The organism is Capnocytophaga sp. oral taxon 902 (assembly GCF_013394735.1).
GTDB classification, from domain to species: Bacteria; Bacteroidota; Bacteroidia; order Flavobacteriales; family Flavobacteriaceae; genus Capnocytophaga; species Capnocytophaga ochracea.
This window is the reverse complement of the sequence record NZ_CP058261.1, coordinates 1,321,566-1,339,821: the sequence shown is the minus strand read 5'-3', so window position 1 is coordinate 1,339,821 and position 18,256 is coordinate 1,321,566. Positions and strand designations below refer to the sequence as shown.

Annotated in this window: 13 protein-coding genes and 2 pseudogenes; all 15 read right to left on the bottom strand. The window is 42.0% G+C overall.

Features of this window, described 5'->3' with window-relative positions:
- Position 1: 1 nt before the first annotated feature.
- A complete protein-coding gene (locus tag HW278_RS05700) occupies positions 2-322 on the bottom strand; it encodes a type II toxin-antitoxin system YafQ family toxin (RefSeq protein WP_002674418.1) in 321 nt (106 codons plus the stop codon).
- Complete coding sequence (locus HW278_RS05695; protein WP_178977197.1) at positions 315-590, bottom strand: flagellar motor switch protein FliM; 276 nt, start codon at positions 588-590, stop codon at positions 315-317. Before HW278_RS05695 ends, HW278_RS05700 begins: the two co-directional genes overlap by 8 nt.
- Before the next feature lie 891 nt (positions 591-1,481).
- Positions 1,482-2,057, bottom strand: coding sequence for a class II aldolase/adducin family protein (locus HW278_RS12510; protein ID WP_255493807.1), 576 nt, complete (start codon positions 2,055-2,057; stop codon positions 1,482-1,484).
- A gap of 240 nt (positions 2,058-2,297) precedes the next feature.
- A pseudogene (locus tag HW278_RS12505) lies at positions 2,298-2,746 on the bottom strand (class II aldolase/adducin family protein); the annotation flags it as partial.
- 40 nt (positions 2,747-2,786) lie between these two features.
- The gene (locus tag HW278_RS05685; protein WP_178977196.1) at positions 2,787-4,118 is read right to left on the bottom strand and encodes an FGGY-family carbohydrate kinase; all 1,332 of its coding nucleotides are present in this window, start codon (positions 4,116-4,118) and stop codon (positions 2,787-2,789) included.
- The gene (locus HW278_RS05680) at positions 4,115-5,380 is read right to left on the bottom strand and encodes an L-rhamnose isomerase (protein ID WP_178977195.1); all 1,266 of its coding nucleotides are present in this window, start codon (positions 5,378-5,380) and stop codon (positions 4,115-4,117) included. The genes HW278_RS05685 and HW278_RS05680 overlap by 4 nt, the downstream gene beginning before the upstream one ends.
- Before the next feature lie 19 nt (positions 5,381-5,399).
- Positions 5,400-6,425 (bottom strand): L-rhamnose/proton symporter RhaT, encoded by a 1,026-nt coding sequence (gene rhaT / locus HW278_RS05675; RefSeq protein WP_178977194.1) that lies wholly within the window; start codon positions 6,423-6,425, stop codon positions 5,400-5,402.
- A 10-nt stretch (positions 6,426-6,435) separates the two neighbouring features.
- Complete coding sequence (locus HW278_RS12885; protein ID WP_410493729.1) at positions 6,436-6,630, bottom strand: hypothetical protein; 195 nt, start codon at positions 6,628-6,630, stop codon at positions 6,436-6,438.
- 435 nt (positions 6,631-7,065) lie between these two features.
- Positions 7,066-7,730, bottom strand: a pseudogene (locus tag HW278_RS12880) (DUF1593 domain-containing protein); the annotation flags it as partial.
- Positions 7,731-7,881: 151 nt separating this feature from the next.
- Positions 7,882-10,245, bottom strand: coding sequence for a family 78 glycoside hydrolase catalytic domain (locus HW278_RS05665; RefSeq protein WP_178977193.1), 2,364 nt, complete (start codon positions 10,243-10,245; stop codon positions 7,882-7,884).
- On the bottom strand, positions 10,242-11,108 hold the full coding sequence (locus HW278_RS05660) for an alpha/beta hydrolase (RefSeq protein ID WP_178977192.1): 867 nt from the start codon (positions 11,106-11,108) through the stop codon (positions 10,242-10,244). The genes HW278_RS05665 and HW278_RS05660 overlap by 4 nt, the downstream gene beginning before the upstream one ends.
- A gap of 15 nt (positions 11,109-11,123) precedes the next feature.
- Complete coding sequence (locus HW278_RS05655; RefSeq protein WP_178977191.1) at positions 11,124-12,596, bottom strand: NAD-dependent epimerase/dehydratase family protein; 1,473 nt, start codon at positions 12,594-12,596, stop codon at positions 11,124-11,126.
- Between the two features lie 3 nt (positions 12,597-12,599).
- A complete protein-coding gene (locus HW278_RS05650; protein ID WP_178977190.1) occupies positions 12,600-14,876 on the bottom strand; it encodes a beta-glucosidase in 2,277 nt (758 codons plus the stop codon).
- 18 nt (positions 14,877-14,894) lie between these two features.
- The gene (locus HW278_RS05645) at positions 14,895-17,750 is read right to left on the bottom strand and encodes a glycosyl hydrolase (protein WP_178977189.1); all 2,856 of its coding nucleotides are present in this window, start codon (positions 17,748-17,750) and stop codon (positions 14,895-14,897) included.
- Between the two features lie 63 nt (positions 17,751-17,813).
- Entirely contained in the window at positions 17,814-18,188 is a 375-nt protein-coding gene (locus HW278_RS05640) for a hypothetical protein (RefSeq protein WP_106096145.1), read from the bottom strand.
- Positions 18,189-18,256: the final 68 nt, after the last annotated feature.

Here is an 18,256-nt window from a genome sequence, read left to right as displayed (position 1 = left end):
ATTATTTCTTATTTTTATAAAAAAGCTCTGAATGACTACCTATTCTATCTAACATAATTGTTTTTTCAGTATCATCTTGTTCCCAAATAAGTAGTAAGTCAGGTTCTATATGACATTCCATACAACCTTTATAATTTCCTGTTAAAAGATGAGGTTTTTTATCCATTGGGATACCTTCGGAACCTTTTTCTATCAAAATATCAATTATTTCTATAATTTTTGATAGCTTAATAGGTTGGTTTTTATATTTTTTTAGTTCCTTTTTAAAGGTCGTAGCATAGACAATACGATACAAATCTTTATTTTCTTTTGTGTCATTCATCTTCTTCAGATAAGATATCGTTAATCAATTCTTGAGCATTTGTATAACCTTTTACGAGTCCCTTTTTATATTTAGCGAGTTCTGTTCTTCCTTCCTCAATAGCTTTTATAGTTTCTTTATTAGGAATATATTCCTCTACAGGTTCCGCTACTATAGTAGGTTCTACTATCACATTATATTTCTTGAAAAGAGATTCAAACATAGGTACGTCTTCCTCAGGGATACTCACATTGTAATTGACCATTTTATTGTAATTTACAGTTCTCATATTCTATTTTTTTTTTTGCAAAGATAATAATAATTTGCTAATCTGCTAATTTTACATTTGTCTATTCTATATCGACAGTGGAATTATACTTTTGGATAAGAGTGATAAAAATCGTTTTTTGATAGGTCAGACTTGTTGGACAAATCGGATAGGTTAGAGAGAGCGGAAGGAAACGGAGAAATTCAAAAGAGGGGAAGTAGGATTTTTGACGGAAAAAGGGTGTAAGGAGGGTGGAGGTAGCTTATAGAGAGCTTATAGGAAGCTTATACGAATCTTGGAAGATTGGTATATAAAGGGTGTATAAATAGTTGATTAACATTATAATACAACAAGGGTAAAAATGTTAAAAACGGGGTTTCGAGGCGAAAGAAAAGGGAATAGGTGATAGGCCTTAGGCAATAGGCACTAGGGGGGAGTATGACGGAAAAGGGAAGAGATAATTAGAGAATTAGCAAATTAGAAAATTAGTAAATGGGAAGTATGAGGTCTTAGGCAATAGGCAGTAGGGGAGAAACCTCCCCTATTCACATACTCCGCTCTCGCGGTGCACATACCCAGCTGTCGCTGGCTATCTTCAAAGGGGAAGTGTAGTGACGGGAAAGCGAAAGAAATGACGAATGACGAGAGGCGAATGACGAAGGAAATGTGATGAAAATCTCTTGCTGGCTATCTTCAAAAGGGGGAATGTGGCGAGTCATTTATTCGGTAAGCCCCCGAACCCCCGAAGGGGGACTAGCTGGAAAAAGAGACAAACCTCCTCCTAGTGCACATACCCAGTTGCGAGCTCTCGTTGGCTACCTTCAAGAGGGGCGTAGCACAATAGGCAAGGTGAACCTCTCGGACAAATAGAAACTTTGGCTAAATTTAGAATGCATATATTTGTTAATTTATTTAGCAGATTCTCATCACAGCCTTAAAATACTCGCGCAGTTCTGCTACTTGGGCATCGTTGATGGCTACCATTTTGCCCATACTTATCCCTTGTACGATAGATTTCGCGCTGCATTCGGCTACTTCCAAATAGTCGAAGGCTTTCATTAGTGAAGCACCTACTACTACAGCAGTGGCATTGCGCACTATTACGGCAGTACTTCCTTTTTTGATAAACGCTCTTATGTCTTCCCCCTCATTTTCTTGCCATAAAGAACTTACAGGTACATTGTGTACATCTTGTAAGAAAATCCAGCTTTCGGGGATGGTTCTCACATTGAAATACTCATCGGTAATGCCAAAGGACATTAAATAGGGCGGTTGTGAGCAAATGATAGCATTCACATCGGGGTTTTCGTTGTATATTTTTTGATGTAACCAAGTGTACTCACTGGGGGTTTTGCCAGCTTCGACTTTGCCTTTTTTTATCTGCACCAATTGAGCAGGAGTAAGTTCCCAACGTGAGGTTTGCGCAGGAGTAATCAGAAAATCGTTCCCCTCGGTACGCGCTGAAATTGTGCCTGCACTACTGAACATCAGGTTGTGGTTGCAACCGCGGTAGATAAGCTTACAAATCTTGCTGCGCAAAGCTTTTTCTACAGAAGTATAAGACATCGCGAGATAAGTAGGCATTGCAGTAGGCAATTGGTTATAATAACCGTCTATCTGCTCATCGGTAAGGGGTTGCGCTTTGCCTATCAAGCTACTATAAAGCCCCATAGCCGCACAAAATTCAAAGGTTTCAAATCGCGCGTAGGCATCTACTATATCACTGCCACCAAGTACAGTACCGTGGTTTTCCATTATGATAGCTTTCACTTTGGGGTTGCTAAACTGCTGGGCATTGACAGCTCCCAATGCCTCACTACCAGGGAGCTCATAAGGTGCATAACCTACCTCACCACAAGTTCTTTTTGCTTGCAAGGTGAGATTAGCCTCAGGTTTTTGGCGAATAATGCTATACGATACTAAGGCGGGGGGTGAGCGTGGATAAGCGCTTTGAGGTCGGGTCGCATTTGATAAATTGCGCGGTGGAAAGGGTATTCTGATGAGGGTTTGTGTTTACCCACTATCTCTCCATTCTTTTTCACACACATAATATCATCGGGGGTGAGGTTGCCTTTGTCGATGCCCGAAGGGGAAATCCACAAGTCGCCAGCTTCATCTATTACCGAGATATTCCCGCCAGAGAGGGTAGTGAGCCCGCGTTCATAGATGCGGGTCATTGCAATAACTATTTGTTCTTTGGGGTGTAGCATTTGGCTATCAAGAGTTTTGTGATTCATTGTCGTAAAGGTTTAAAAGGTGAAAAGGAGTGATTTGTTTGAGTCCTAAGTTGATAGGAGGAATTACGTTGCCCATTGCTGCTGAGGTGAGCAAAGCCCCTCCAAAGGCAGTAGCGTTGTCTATTTGTGAAACGTACACTTGCTTATCGCTGAAATAAGTTGCCAGCAAACGTGTGTACAAAGGATTGCGCGCAAAGCCTCCTGTAATGTATATACACTCAAAATTACTATTCTCGCTGATGAGTTGCATTTTCTCTACCGAACATTTCAGCAAATTGAGCATTAAAGCGTGATAGGCTTCATTGAAGTTGCTTGGCTTCTTCTGGCTAAGGCAATCTCTGAATATAGTTTCATCGGCTTGTACCGTTTTGTAACTATTAGCAGGCAATTGGTATTGTGTGGCTAAGCGTTCAGCTTCTACTTGGTGGATATGCCCCATAAACAAACGTGACGATTTTACAGGCTTTTGTTTTACCGAAAGGAAACACAGCGCATCGTTCTTCAGTTGGTTTTCGGTGAGAGGTTCGTGATTAAAAGGATTCATAAAGATGCTCCAGGTACCAGTAGAAATCAGTATAAACTTACTTTTAGAAATTTCTAAGTAAGGAATCAGCGAGGCAGAACTGTCGTGCAAGCCACTGCCTACTTGTACCTTCTCGCCATTTATTACAACGAACTGCAAGTTCAAATTACTTTCAGGCGTAGGGAGAGTGAGTTGTTCATCGGCGAGCCAAGGGTGGTACTGCTGGTGGTCAAAATCCCACATAACTGTATGGCAACCTATGGAAGTGTACTCGGAGGTGATTTTGCCTGTAAAGAGATAACTGAGGTATTGAGGAAAGTGCAGAATATGCTTTACACGAGCAAATACTTCTGGCTTTTGTCGCTTGAGCCACAAGACTTGTAAGCCGGCATTGAGCATTCCTAAGGCAGGAGAAGCAGTTTGACGGCTAAATTCGTCTATTCCTCCGTAACGCTCGTAAAAGTTGTTTAATACTTCTTTAGGCATCTCTTTGAGGTAGTTGTACAAAGGGGTAAGTCGTTTTTCATTTTCATCTAAATACACCAAAGTAGCACCATAAGTAGTAAAATTGAGCGCTTTGATGCGGTATTCACCCTCTTTAACTACCCTATTGAGTGAGTTGTAAATCCAAGAGGTCATTGCATCGATATCATCACAAGGAAAGCCGTCGTCATCAGTAATTTCAGGAAAAACCTTCTCTTGTTGTGCTACAAGAGAGAGGTTTTCACTGAAGAGCAACATTTTTTTATTGGTTTTACCAATATCGAATATAGCGATTACATCGGTCATAATCTTTTCTTTAGTTCGGTGTTCTCGTATTGCTGAATGGCAGTGATATAATCTTCGGCTACAGGTACGTTATTTAACATACACCAATAGTCGTATACCGCTCCAAAAGGTTTAGTTTTTAGAAGTTCGAGAAACGCAAGGCGCTCGAAATACTGCTGTTTTTCTTCTAAAGCCTTGAGCTTTTCGGTAGGTTCGAGCAGAGCGAAGAGGAATGCTAATTGTGCAGCTCTCACGCCCGTAACGTAAGCACCTATACGATTAATGCTGGCATCGAAATAATCTAAACCAATATGCACGCGACTGAAATAGTGATTGCGTACAATTTCTTGAGCGATGAGCTGAATTTCATCGTTGAAAGTAACCACGTGGTCACTATCCCAACGCACAGGGCGAGTAACGTGTAAGAGAATTTCATCAACAAACTGCAATACAGCCGAAATCTTGTCGCCTACTTGTTCTGTAGGATGGAAGTGTCCGTTGTCTAAACACACCATCTTATTGTTTTTTACGGCATACGCCAAATAGAATTCATTAGAACCTACAGTCATTGCCTCTACCCCTATCCCAAAGAGTTTGCTTTCTACAGCGTCTAAGAGGTGTGTTTTAGGAAATTCTTCGGCAAAGATTTCGTCTAACGATTGTTTAAGGAGGGCGCGATGCGCATTCCTATCAATAGGCATATCTTTAGAACCATCGGGAATCCAAATATTGTTTACACAAGGCGTACCGAGCTGTTTGCCTATTTCGGCAGCGATACGGCGACTTCTTTTCACGTGTTCTACCCAAAATTGACGAACAGATTCGTCTTTACTCGAAAGAGTAAAACCTGTAGCCGCTTTAGGGTGAGAAAAACAAGTAGGGTTGAAATCGATACCAATACCTAACTGTTTAGCCCAGTCGATCCAGCTCTGGAAGTGTTTGAGCTCTATCTGGTCTCTATCGACAGTAACTCCTTGGAAATCTCCGTAGATAGCGTGGAGGTTCAGGCGTTGTTTACCAGGGAGCAATCGCAATACTTCCTCTATATCTCGGCGCAATTGAGCAATAGTAGTCGCTTTACCGGGATAGTTACCTGTAGCTTGGATACCCCCGCTAAGGGCTTGTTGTGATGATTCAAAACCTACTACATCGTCGGCTTGCCAGCAGTGCAAACTGATGTTCACTTGTTTCATTGCTTTGAGGGCAGCATCGGTATCTACACCTATAGCTGCATACATTTCTTTAGCGAGTTCATACGCTTTTTTAATGTTTCCAGTTTTCATATTTCTTTTATTTTTAATATTAGAATTTAATTACAAAAGTTGAAAGAATCAAGATGATAATTCCCACAACCAACACAGTAATCGTACCCATACGCACTCCTTTCCATTCATTGAGAAAAATACCCCATATATTGCTGAAAGCAATATTCATAGCCATCAAGATACTCCAACTGAAAGCTACCATCTCGGCAGGGAGTTTGCTCTCTCCCATCCCCATAAAGAAGAATTGCAAGTACCAAAGTGTTCCGCCAAGAGCAGCAAAAAAGAGATTGTTACACAGGGTAGTAGCAGACACTGAAAGATAGTCTTTACCTGTTTTGTTTTTTATATTTAAGAAAAGACAATACAGCATATTGGTAAGGAAGCCTCCAAAGGTAACGAACATTATCACAGGATTTTTGGCAAACAACGGATTGCTTCCTTGTGCAAGAGCGAGTTGCTGTATAGGTTTACCAGCCGAAAGTCCAAAGTTGAAACAAGCGCTCATCACCCCTGCTACTACAGCAATGAAGATTCCTTTTTTGAGGGCGAACTCAGCTACGGCTTTACGGCGTTGTTCAGTGGTCATCTCTTTGGTTTTGAGATGCCCAGCATAACCTATCACAGCAATACCTACCAAAGAAATTACTACCCCTGCCAGCATCAATATACCCGAACGGCTCGCTAAGAGGTTCTCACCTGCTATTATAGGAGGAATGAGCGTACCTACCGCTGCACAGAGTCCTAAAGAGATAGATTGCCCTAAAGCGACCCCAAGATAACGCATACTCAGTGCAAAGGTGAGTCCACCGATACCCCAAAGCATTCCATAACCTACAGATTGAAGTAACACTTTTAAGGGGATAGTGGCAAAGATTTCACTAAAAAGACCTTTCGGAGTAGTGAGATAGGCAAAGAGTACGGGTACTACAAGCCACGAGAAGACACCTTGTACAAGCCAATAGGATTCCCACGACCAATTTTTGATTTTCTTGATAGGCACATAAAAACTGGCGGCACAAATACTGCCTATTGCCATTAGGAGGATACTGAGGGTTGTATTCATAATATGGTTTTTATTTTGGTAATATATTTATAATTACTCTTTTATATCGAGTGAGTTGAGGGCTTCCTTTATCGGTTACTTTTAGGATAATATGTACTGTTTCGGGTTTAGTTACTTTAGGGGCTTTCATATCGAATAACCAAGACACATTGCAGGGTTCTCTAACTATTTTTCTTTTATAAGAGCTTACTTCTGGATATTGCATCCAATAGAAGGAGAGGGCATCACCGTCGGGATCTTTAGTTAATCGAGCATCTAATTCAAAATGTTCTCCTGATTTTACAGTTAATGTTTCGGGGTGTGATAGTTTAACAATAGGAGGGTGGTTAGCCTCTTTATAATTTTTTACACACCAATCCATTCTTGCAGCGAAATCATTTTGAAAATCTTCTCTCCACCTCCATATAGTTACTTGGTTGCTTACAATAGGTTTGATACTATCAGGCACTATTGTTTTTCCCCATTGTGCTTTAACTAAGGGGGTGTAAGTATCATCGGTGTTAGTCCAGATGGGGTGAGATTCAGGTTTTAACTCGAAAAGCCATCTTTCATTTGGGTCAAACTCGGGTTGATAGTATTGATAACGACCTCCCCAACCGCCCCAGTCGGGATGTTCCATATTATTTAGTCCATTGGGTATCAATCCTAACCAAGAAGGGGTGTCGCCTTCCATTCCGAAGCTTACATCAGGATACATTCTACCTAAGCTACCTTTTCCTTGTTGGATATTTTTTTCGATCCAACTATTGCTTATCACCTCGTTGTTAGCGCCTTTAAAGGGTTGAGCCATTCCTATCCAAGTAGAAGATTGATAGCTATTAGGGCTTACAATATAGAACAAATCGGGGAAATTCTCGGGTATCCAAAATCCAGCATCATCTTGGTCGGAAATAGTATAAACTCTGAGTTTTTTAATAAGTTTATCCATTTCATTTTTACTTTTTGACTGTTGCAATTGCAAGAGAGCTTGAGCCAAAGTATTCACTCCACCCCAAGCAGAAATCCACAAAGGACGGCTATCTTCTTTTAGTATTGCTTTTACAAGCAAATCGGAGCCTTCGGAGTTTTTACCCTCTTGTACTCCTTTCATTCCATACTCTTGCTGCCCTGCTTTTACAAGGTTTAGCAATTGTTTTTCGGTAGGGAATCCTTTTTCGTGTTTCAACAAATGAGGTCTTACCTCTCCATAAGCTTTTATAATTTGCCGTATCATCGACACTTCAGGAGGGTTTTTTTGTGGATACTTGTAGAAGCAACTAAGCCTTCAATATCTATTACATTGCTATAGAGCATTAGTCTTACCATTGTTTGTGAATCATCGGGTTCGTTTCCTATATCTGTCATTACAAACAATCGGTTTTTTGACAAAGGGGTTAATCGCTGTGCGTTAGACGGAATACAAAACAATAGTACAACAATTGTAAAAAATAGATGTTTCATAGTAAAAAAGGTTATTTTATTCTGTAAAAGTATTATTCCCCGCTTTGAGTTCTTTTGTTGTGTTTTTCCATACAAAAGTACCTTTGAGCTTTTCGGGCAGGGTGATATTAGCATTGAGCTTTCCCTTTTTATCCAATTTATAACTTACTTTGATAGTGCCGTAAGGATGTGGCATAGAGCCAGACACTTCTTTAAGAGTCCCTAAATGAGGCGCTATTTTAACTTCGGCAAAACCTTTGGCAGCTGTATCTATGCCTAATAGCATACGATAGAATTCTATATTGGGGCTGGCACCCCAAGCGTGGCAATCGGAGCGGGTGGCTTTGATATTAGAATCTTCACCCCAAGTATTCATACCAAGTTTGAGGTAATCGCGCCATACGTCCAATTGTTGTAGGTATTCATCGGCTAAACCTACTTTGGCAAGTGCCTGATTTACATAGTAACGGAAATAGATAGAAGCTCGTGTAATATTAGGGAAGTTCATCATTCGCTTGAAAAGGTCTTGAGCAGCTTGTCCCTCTACAAGACCTGTGAGAATCGCCAAAGTGTTAGCGTGTTGAGAGTAGTTCTTTTTGGCAGGGGTATCGGCGAAAAGTTGTTGAGTGTTATCCCAATATTTGTCGTGAATACTCTGAGCCAATTGAGTAGCTTTCTGTTGGTACATCTGTTGTAAACCCCTATTGCCAAGTGCCATTTCTAACTCATTTGCCCATTGGTATGCCCATAGCAGTTGGAGGTCTAACACGGCACTACCGCCATCGGGATTGAGAGGAGGTTCCCCCATTTTCCAGCCTTTGGCATTCTCAGGCCAATCTACAAACTTCCAATAGGGGGCGTTCTTGAGGGTGCCATCGGGTTGGGTATAACTTTCGTAAAAAGAGAGAATTTGGCGCATTGCTGGAAGGTGCTGTTTTACAAAACTACTATCTGGGCGATAGAGGTAATAGTCGTGCAACATTCCTATCCACATCAGTGAGAAAGTAGAAATGATATTATCGCCCGATGCGGGATAGCGCCCTTGGGTAACGCCTTCTGCCAAACGAGAATCGCTAATAGCGTTGATAGCTTGACGTGCAAGGCGATCGTCGGTAGTGTTGTAGTAGGTAATCATCGCTTGTATACGGGTGTCGCCTATGTATTGTAATTGTTCATAGTAAGGGCAATCCATATAAGTTTCCATCGCACACATACGAGCAGTGCGCCAACCGATATTTAGCATTTGAGTGAGTTGTGGATCATCGCAAGAGAAAGTTGTTGCTCTTTGGAAAGGATAGCCCGTTGCGAGACTGTAGAGTTGTTCGATAGTAATAGGTTCACTACCCGTTTGTACCGAGAGTTGTAGATAGCGGAAGGTTTTCCAATATAAAGGGGTGAAAGTTTGTTGCTTTTTTCCATTGGCAATCAGGCTGTCGGTAACCCCGTGTAGCTTTTTGCCTTCTATTTCATCACGGTTGCCTTTATCGTAATTGTTATCGTAAAGAGCTTCGGCATATTTGAGCGCGATAGTTGTATTTTTGCCACCGCTATATTGCAATACGGGGTAGGCATTGGTATTAAAAGTTTGGTCTAAAAGTATAGTAGCTTTTGTGTTTGCAGGGACGGTAAAGTTGAGTTTGCCAACAGGCATTTTTTTAGGGAGAGTGAGCCCTTCAGTTTTTCTGACTTTGAGTCCGTATTGAGGAGTGCGTTCCATTTGAGGAATGGCAGAAGGGACGAGCATCCAGTCGTTAGCGCCCATCGTATTGACTCCTTTAGGTAGCCCTGTGCCTATAGTAGCAGCTTTTTCCCAATGGCTATCGTTGTACTCAGGGCTTTCGCTATTGAGCACAGCTTTGTTCATATCGATAAACTCGCCATAAGGAGCTACAAAAAAGCCTATAGCGTTCGGTTTTACAAGCGCATAAGCAGTATCGTGTACACACTTCCAAGAAGCATTTGTATTCAAAGCACTTTCGGCTTTGCTATCACCTTGCAGTATAAAAGCTGTCCGTGAGCTGATTTGCGCCAAAGGTTTGTGCTTGCCATCATTCCACACGGTAGCCATTACCACATTGTTGCCTTGTTGTAGGTAAGGGGCAATATCTACTGTTTCGTAATGCCAATGGTAGAGGTCACCACGAGCGGGACCTAAAGAGACTAACTGACCGTTTATAAACAATTTGTAGCGGTTGTCGGCAGAGACGTGAACTATGTAAGTAGCAGGTTTGGCCTCGAGCGAGAGCACTTTTCGGAAGTGATATACGCCATAGTCATTAGGGTCAGTATTAGGTACATACACCCAGAAAGCGCGCCAGTTTTTAGTGAGCAACTCAGGGTTTACTGTTTGAGCTACTGCCGAAAGACTGAGAAAAGCAAAAAGAAGGAATAGGTTTTTCATTGTTGTTTGTATTTAAGGGTTGTTTGTAGCCAAAGGGAAAGTTCTTTTAGAATCGCCTCGTGGTATTTATACTGTTTGCTATATCCCCAACCGTGATTACCTATAGGATAAATATGAAGCGACACAGGAATCTTCTTTTCATTGAGACTTTTGAAATAGTTTAGACTATTTTCAATAGGCACCACTTGATCGTCGGCAGCAGCGATGATAATAGCAGGTGGTGTGGTAGCCGAAACCTGTTTTTCGTTAGAATACTCATCTACAAGTGCTTGAGAAGGGGTTTTACCGAGCAAGTTCTCTCGAGACCCTGCGTGAGTATAGGCTGCTTCCATAGTGATAACAGGATAGAATAAAATTTGGAAAGCAGGCTTAATAGGCTCGCTAAAATGAGTAGCTACTGTAGCAGCTAAATGACCTCCTGCCGAAAAACCCATTACCCCTATTTGAGAGAGGTTAAGCCCCCAATTAGTAGCGTTTGCCTTTACTATGTTCATAGCCGAACTCACATCGCTAAAAGTACGGTTTCTATCTCCTTTGGGCAGACTGTATTTCAGTACAAAAACGGCTATTCCTTGTTCGTTAAAAAAAGGAGCCCAGCGCGTACCTTCGTGTCCATACGCTACCATTCCATAACCACCCCCAGGGAAGATAAACAACCCTCTGCCATTAGCTTTGGTTTTCTCAGGCAAGAAAACTTCGAGATAAGGAGTATATTCCTTATTGACTTCAAATTCTTTAGGCGCTTCAGGCTGAAATATTTTCCCCGTTTTTAAATTGAAGATTAGCGAATTTGCTTTTTGAGCTTGCAAGTTCACTGAAAAAGCTAACAGCAGTACAAGTGATAGAAAAAAACACCTTGCCATAATACTTTGTTTTTGTTATTCATCTAAAATAGAAGCCTTGTATACGTTGTGTTCATCGGGATTGTGGAGGGGAGTCCAAACTTGTGCAAAGAAAGGATTGCGTTTGGCTTCCTCGTCGTAATTCCAAGGCATAGGGAGGCACTCAGGGCACCAATGTCCGCCGAGCAAAACAAGTGTAGGGCTCGCCTGAAAGTGATGACCGCAGGCACATTCCCATTCCAATTTTGTTTTGAGGTCTCCTTTTTGCATTTTGGTAGAGAGGCATTTACCTCCGCGGAAGGCTGCTGCTTGTTGCATATCGCTGAGGTCTAATTCGCTTTTAGGTTTGCTCTCGTCGTAGCCGTGATCTAACTTTTTAGGTTCTTTAGACGCCTGCTCAAAAGTAAAGTGTTCCCAAGAGGGGATTTGTTCCCATTGTTCTTTAGAGCCAAAGAAAGCGGTGATGCGGTTTTCGCGATGGTGTTTGAACCAATACAAAGTGCCAAAAGGCTTATTGGCAACAGGTTTAAACACGAGGTTTTTAATTACCCACGACGGGATATATTTTGCTAATTTAGCGACTTTAGGTGCGTGCTCTTTCATTTCGGCAACAAATTCTTCTAACGACCCAGAACGGAAATGCAGGTATTTTTCGAGTTCATCGGAATCGAGATACCACTGTCCGTGGAAATTGCGAGTGGCAAACCAATTAGGTTCCCATATCTTGCGAAAGTCCTTTACGCCTACCAAGCTGCTGGTCATTTGCATAAACTCCCAATTCATAGAGCGGTATTTTTCACCTCCCCCGATGTTGTAAATACGACACCAAAAATCCTCAGGCACACTGTCTTCGCAGGCATTGGCGAGCATTCTGCCTGAGTCGCGTGCAGTTACCCACTCGAATACACCATTCAAAGGTTCGTGGAACATAATAGGGTCGTTAGTGTTCTTCATCAAATCGAAGTAGAGCACCCCTGTTTGGCGAAGCGACACCCAATATTTGAGTCCAGATTCAATCACCTCGCGTTCGGCAATGGTTTTAGTAAGAGCATAGTTGTCGTAAATACTTATTTTGATAGGGTCACCAGTACGCCCCCAATGGATAGGAGGATTGCGGTCGCCTGTTTGAGCCACTGTGCCTATATAAACGAGTTTTATAGCATCTTTATTAGGCTGACTCTGGATAGCTTTTATGATGTTTTTTGCTGCCCCAATATTCACTTTGGTGGTAAGGGCTGGGTGATAATCAGCCATAGGGGCAACCATACCGCCCACGTGCAACACATAATCGGCACCTGTAACACATTCGAGCACATCGTCGTAATTGGTAAGGTCGCCATAAACGATGGTTACATTGGGTTTCTGCTCCCATTCTTGCACTAAAGGTTTGTTCTTTTCGTGAGGGAGTACTAATATTTTTATTTGAAAACGGTCGCTACGGCTGAGGAGTTCTTTCATTGCTTCTCTACCCATATTGCCTGTAGCACCTGTGAGAAATACGGTTTTCATTTTTTATCTCTTTAGTTCATCGAACGCTTTGTTAGGTTTGAGCACATCAGCTACTTTTTCTACTACGATTTCTTTAGGTACGGTAAAAGTTGCTGTTTGCAAAATATTTTCGACTGAATTGCCTACTTTTACAGTGTAAGTACCTGCTTCAACTACCCAAGCCGAGCGTACAGTATCAAAAGAAGCAAGACTTTCGGGGGAGAGGGTAAAACTGAGTGTTTGTGATTGTTTAGGGCTAAGTAGTTCAGTTTTTGCAAAAGCTTTGAGCTCTAAGGCTGGTTTATCCATAGATTTTGCAGGAGCTGAAAGGTATACTTGCACTACTTCTTTACCTGCTACTTCACCTACATTGGTTACTTCTACACTTAAACTGAGTTTTTTGCTGAATTTAGTAGGCGCTTTGAGCTTTTTCATCTCAAATTGGGTATACGAAAGTCCGTAACCAAACGGATAGGCTACAGGTTTGCCAAAAGAACTGAAATAGCGATAACCTACATAAATACCTTCGTTGTAAACACTTTCGGAAGGACTGCGTTTTGGGGTACCAGGGAAAGCAGTTGCCGAAGGGATATCGTTATAAGAAAGTGCCATCGTTTGAGGCAACTTACCTGAAGGATTCGTTTTGCCGGTGAGGATATTAGCAAAAGCATTCCCCGCTTCTTGACCAGGCAACCAAGTGATGAGTAGCGCATCAGCGAGGTCTTGCCAAGAAGTAACCTCTACTAAAGCATCGATATTAAGAGCCACGATGAGCTTTTTACCTTGAGCGTGGAAAGCGCTGGCAGTAGCTTTAATAAGGGCAAGCTCTTTGTCGTTGAGAACATAATCAGTTTCGAGACTGCGATCGGAGCCTTCACCGGCATTTCGTCCAATAGTGATGATGGCCGCCTCACAATTGCGTGACATCTGTTGAAGTTGTTCTTCGCTTATAGGAAACTCTTCTACAGGTTTGATAACATCTAAGATACTCACACGTTTAGGGCGTTTTTCCTTTTCTTCGGTGATGTAACTGAGGTAAGCTTTTTTAAGGTTTTCGTCTAATGAAAAACCAGCTTTTTTAAGTCCGTCGTAAAAAGAAATCGTATAAGCTGATTGTACTTCACCACTACCAGTTCCCCCTACGAAAGTATCGTAAGAAGCATTGCCTAAGAGAGCAATTTTGCCCGCTGACAACGGAAGAGCAGCCTTGTTTTTCAAAAGAATCATACCTTCTTCAGCAGCTTGTTGAGCGATAGCTCTATTGGCAATAAAGTCGGGATGCTGACTATAACGATAGTTAGCAAATACAGGGGTTTTAACGACGAGTTGCAGGATACGCTCGATATTGCGATCAAGTTCTGTTTCTTTGAGAGAACCTTCGTCAAGAGCTTCTTTTATTTTTTTAGCTTCTTGTTTGCGCCCTGGCATTAGTAGGTCATTTCCCGCTTTCACTTGGTTAGCATATTTGCGCCCTGAAAACCAATCGGTAGTAACCATACCTTTAAAATTCCATTCGTCGCGTAGTATCGTGGTAAGTAACTCGGGATTTTCAGAAACGTACGTATCGTTGATTTTGTTATAGGAGCTCATCACCGTCCAAGGATTAGACTTTTTGATAGCGATTTCAAAACCGCGCAAATAGAGTTCACGTAAAGCGCGCTGGCTCACCAAAGCACTCACACTATTGCGATTAGACTCTTGATTATTAGCTACAAAGTGTTTTACAGATACACCTACCCCTTGACTTTGAACACCATTTACCGCAGCAGTAGCCATCTCACCGCTCAGCACAGGGTCTTCAGAGTAATATTCGTAGTTGCGACCACAGAGTGGATTACGAATGAGGTTCATACCGGGGGCGAGAAGTATATCTACTCCCATTTCTTTTACCTCGTTGCCCATCGCTTTACCTATCGAAGTGCTGAGTGTGGTATTCCAAGTACTTGCTATCAAACTACCTACAGGAAAAGCAGTCGTATAGATTTTTTCACCGTTGACGATCGTAGGCTCTATACGCAATCCTGCAGGCCCATCTGCCATTATTACTGAAGGGATACCCAAGCGAGGAATAGCGAGTGTAGCACCTGCTGCCCCAACCACTTTACCTCCAATACTACCCGCAACGGGACCATCGTTTCCTAACGAAATACTCATACCGATACCACTCACGAAATGTATTTTCTCATCGAGAGTCATTGCTTTTACCACCTCTTTGATATTGTTTTTGTTGAGTTGAGGGGTTTGTTGTGCAAAACTTAGCGAAAAGGCTAAAATTGCTGTAAAGGTTGTTATCTTGTTCATAGCTGTTATATTTTAAATTTATTGTCCCATTATTTGTACGGGGCCTATGAGTCCAGCACTCATAGTATCACTGTCTTTGAGCTTTTTGAATACTTTTTCTCCTTTTTCAGCTTGCCCTACAAAATCGTTATAAGCGGCATTTGTGATAGTAATTTCGAGGGTATTGCTACCTTGTTGAAGATAAGGAGTAATATCAGTAACAAAAGGCATAAACACTTCTGAGCTCACTTTTTTGCCATTCACTACTATATCGGCAGCGTAATACACTTTGCCTAAGCTGAGGAAATAGTGTTTGGAAGGGCTGAGGGTGTTGATTACAAACTCAGTAGTATAAACACCAGGAGCGCTGTTGTACTTCAGCTGTGGATGAGTTTTCCAATCGAAAAGAGCGGTGTTTTCCACTTTTATACTTTCTGCTTGTATATGCCACTTTTCAGGAGTAGCTATAGCTTTGGCAACCGATGGATTGTAAAGCACTTTTGAGCTGAGTGGCATCTCGGTCGTCTGCTTGGAGGCCATAAAGAAAATACTGCTATAAGGTGGCAACTGATAGCGGTAAGCGCCTTTTTCGAGATTGGCAACGCGGATACTGCCATCGGTAGCATCGAGCCAATAAGCGTATTCCAACCCTTTTTCAGTTTGAATAGGCACCTCTTGCCAACTGTCGCTTTCGTTCCAGATGAATTGTGCATAACTTCCTTCTGAGAGCTTACGGCGCTGCTGACGTAAGGCGGGGTTGGGCTGCATATACGTAATAGGCAACTGAATAGATGGATACCAATTGTTTAGCATTTCTGCTTGCTCTTTGATATGATGGCTGCCAATAGTTTTAGCGAGTGCCTGCATTGCTTTTTGGGTTTTTATATCGTTTTTTTGATAATTGAAATAGTTAGGTTGCTGGGTAGGCACATCGCCTATCAACAATATATTTGCTCCTTTTTTAGCTAACTTTTGTAAGTTTTCAGCACTCTTGAGTTGGATATATGGCAACTGAAACAATAACAGCGATTGGTACTCATTGCCTCGTATGCTAAGGCGTTTGTTGTGTAACAATGAAAGTTCTTGTAAAGAAGCATCGTTGATCCAATCCCAAGTGACGCCAAGCTGGTTGAGTTCATCAATAAGAGGCATTATCTGTTTTAACCATTCAGTATCGATAGCACGACTGTAGGCTACATTTTTGTTTTCGGCAGGAAGTGGAGGCTCAGTATCTTTCAACTCACCCGCTATCATTACCTCGCGCGGGTTGGCAACTTCTTCGCTATAGTTTAAGAAAGGATAGTATATCAGCACATCGGCGTGAGGTTTGCCAGAACGCAATACGTATTGAGCGCGTTGTGCGTATTGGTTGATTTGGCTAATATATTTCCAGAAAGGATTGTTTTCATTGATATTCGATGAAAAGTCAATACCTAAGGCTGAATTGTAGAACGGATACCACCCTTCTTTTGGGTAGCCCTCAGGGAAATATCGATAGGGAGTACCGTGATAGATAATTTGGTTTACCCCACTACTGAAGAGCTTATCGAAAGTGAGCTTGAGTTTGTGAGGGGTGGTCATATAAGCGCGTTTAAAATAAACAGCTGCTTCACAACTGATGATAGGGCGATTGTACAAGTGTGCTCCTGAAGTAATGAGTTTGTAACCATTTTCAGAACCTTTGGAGAAAAGCATAGTTTCTACTTCGGGGATAGAAGCCGCACCTGCCGCTGCCATTATATCCATATTAAATCCGTAAGTTTGAGTGCGGTGCAAGAGGTTGCGAGCATTTGCCCAATGTCTAGAGCTATTTAAAAAGTGCTTTTGCAATAAGTCGCTAAGGGTAAGGTCGTAGTCGTAACGCAAGCGCCAATCGTCGGCTCCTAAACTAAAATAGGGAGCATTAGCAGGGTGTGCCATACGTTCGTACATATTGTTATAACCACGCCACATATTAGCAGGCAGGTAAGGGGTAGGGTCGTAACCGCGTTGTTGCTTGAAAAAGCGGATAAAATCATCAGAGAAATGTCTGTTGGCTTTGAACTCGTAACTATCGTTGAAAATCGCACGTACGGGTTTGCCAAAATAAGGAGCTAAGCCTGTGCGTTCACCGAAGAGATAGTCGTAATTTTTCTTTACTTGTAGTGAATCGAAATGATTGAATACATAGCCCGCTTCGCGTTTAGCGATGAGCATAGGCGTTTCCTGAGTAGGCACCGACCAAAAGGCGATGGCTTTCCACCCTTTGGGAGCGCTGTATTGTATAGTGTTGTTTTTTACTTTATCGGTAATATTGATGAGCGTTTTAGGGTCTATACGGAAGGTTTTATCGGTAGTAGTAGTATCATTTAGGAATTTACCAGCCAATACAGCTACTAATTTAGCAGTAGGGTCATCGGAATGTGATGCTCTTGGCAGGGCAATAGGTTGCGTACCCAGATTAGCAATGCCAAACTCAAGGGTAAGATTACCTTCTTCTTTAGCGATATGTGGCCCACCAGGAGGCCAACCACTGCCGTTGGTGAAATCGACGATAAGGTTGCGTTTTTGAGCTTCAGCGAGCATTTGCTTGATATTCTCGTAATAAGCAGGAGTGTCGTAGCTCATTATACGGTCGGCACGACCTTTGCCACGCGTGGGCATTACCAAAGCGAAAGGTTGGATTTCCACCCCTCCGAAGTGATTGTCGGCAAAGAGATTGATTTCCCGTTTTAGCTCTTCGGGAGTGATATCGTTCCCTGGTAGCCACCAACGAGTAAAAGGGGCAAACTGAGGTGCCGGATGAGCAAAGCTTTCAGCAGAGAAAGTTACCGACGGCAACCAGTATTTCTCGGCTTGAGTTTGTGCCTTGAGTGGGGTGATTGCCAAGAGTATTAAAGGAAATAAGCGTTTCATAAGCTAAGAAATAAGAGGTAAGAAAGGAGGCGCAGGCAAGCGCCTCCTTTGGTTTAAGAAAGATTACTTGATTTTAGTACCTTCGATATCAAACATATCATTCATACTGCCTTCTACTTTCTTATCGCCTTTCTTCTCTATATAAAGAGGAACATTATAACCGTTGCCGATGAAATTGGCATAGAAGGTATTGCCTTCAATCTCAGCCTTAGTGAGTTTGTTAGCATTGGCATCGTCACCACCGATAGTACCACCAAGAGAACCATCGCTATTTTTGGTGATATTGAGAACCATCTCGGTATCGCCATTAGGAAGTCCATAGACCATCAGTTTCCATTTGCCTACAAAGAATTTTTCGGTTTCAGATTGTGCTTGGACAGCTGCAAATCCTGCAAAGAAGAGGACTGCTACGATTAAAAGTTTTTGAATGTTTTTCATAATGATAAAATATTAAAAATGTTACTGTTTTAGAATTTGAAATTAAGAGTGAGTTCGTAAGTACGTGG

Excerpts from the sequence above, each read along its gene's own strand:
- HW278_RS05700 (WP_002674418.1), bottom strand. The coding sequence starts at position 322 with ATGAATGACACAAAAGAAAATAAAGATTTGTATCGTATTGTCTATGCT.
- HW278_RS05695 (WP_178977197.1), bottom strand. The coding sequence starts at position 590 with ATGAGAACTGTAAATTACAATAAAATGGTCAATTACAATGTGAGTATC.
- HW278_RS12510 (WP_255493807.1), bottom strand. The coding sequence starts at position 2,057 with ATGTTCAGTAGTGCAGGCACAATTTCAGCGCGTACCGAGGGGAACGAT.
- HW278_RS05685 (WP_178977196.1), bottom strand. The coding sequence starts at position 4,118 with ATGACCGATGTAATCGCTATATTCGATATTGGTAAAACCAATAAAAAA.
- HW278_RS05680 (WP_178977195.1), bottom strand. The coding sequence starts at position 5,380 with ATGAAAACTGGAAACATTAAAAAAGCGTATGAACTCGCTAAAGAAATG.
- rhaT (WP_178977194.1), bottom strand. The coding sequence starts at position 6,425 with ATGAATACAACCCTCAGTATCCTCCTAATGGCAATAGGCAGTATTTGT.
- HW278_RS12885 (WP_410493729.1), bottom strand. The coding sequence starts at position 6,630 with ATGCAATATCCAGAAGTAAGCTCTTATAAAAGAAAAATAGTTAGAGAA.
- HW278_RS05665 (WP_178977193.1), bottom strand. The coding sequence starts at position 10,245 with ATGAAAAACCTATTCCTTCTTTTTGCTTTTCTCAGTCTTTCGGCAGTA.
- HW278_RS05660 (WP_178977192.1), bottom strand. The coding sequence starts at position 11,108 with ATGGCAAGGTGTTTTTTTCTATCACTTGTACTGCTGTTAGCTTTTTCA.
- HW278_RS05655 (WP_178977191.1), bottom strand. The coding sequence starts at position 12,596 with ATGAAAACCGTATTTCTCACAGGTGCTACAGGCAATATGGGTAGAGAA.
- HW278_RS05650 (WP_178977190.1), bottom strand. The coding sequence starts at position 14,876 with ATGAACAAGATAACAACCTTTACAGCAATTTTAGCCTTTTCGCTAAGT.
- HW278_RS05645 (WP_178977189.1), bottom strand. The coding sequence starts at position 17,750 with ATGAAACGCTTATTTCCTTTAATACTCTTGGCAATCACCCCACTCAAG.
- HW278_RS05640 (WP_106096145.1), bottom strand. The coding sequence starts at position 18,188 with ATGAAAAACATTCAAAAACTTTTAATCGTAGCAGTCCTCTTCTTTGCA.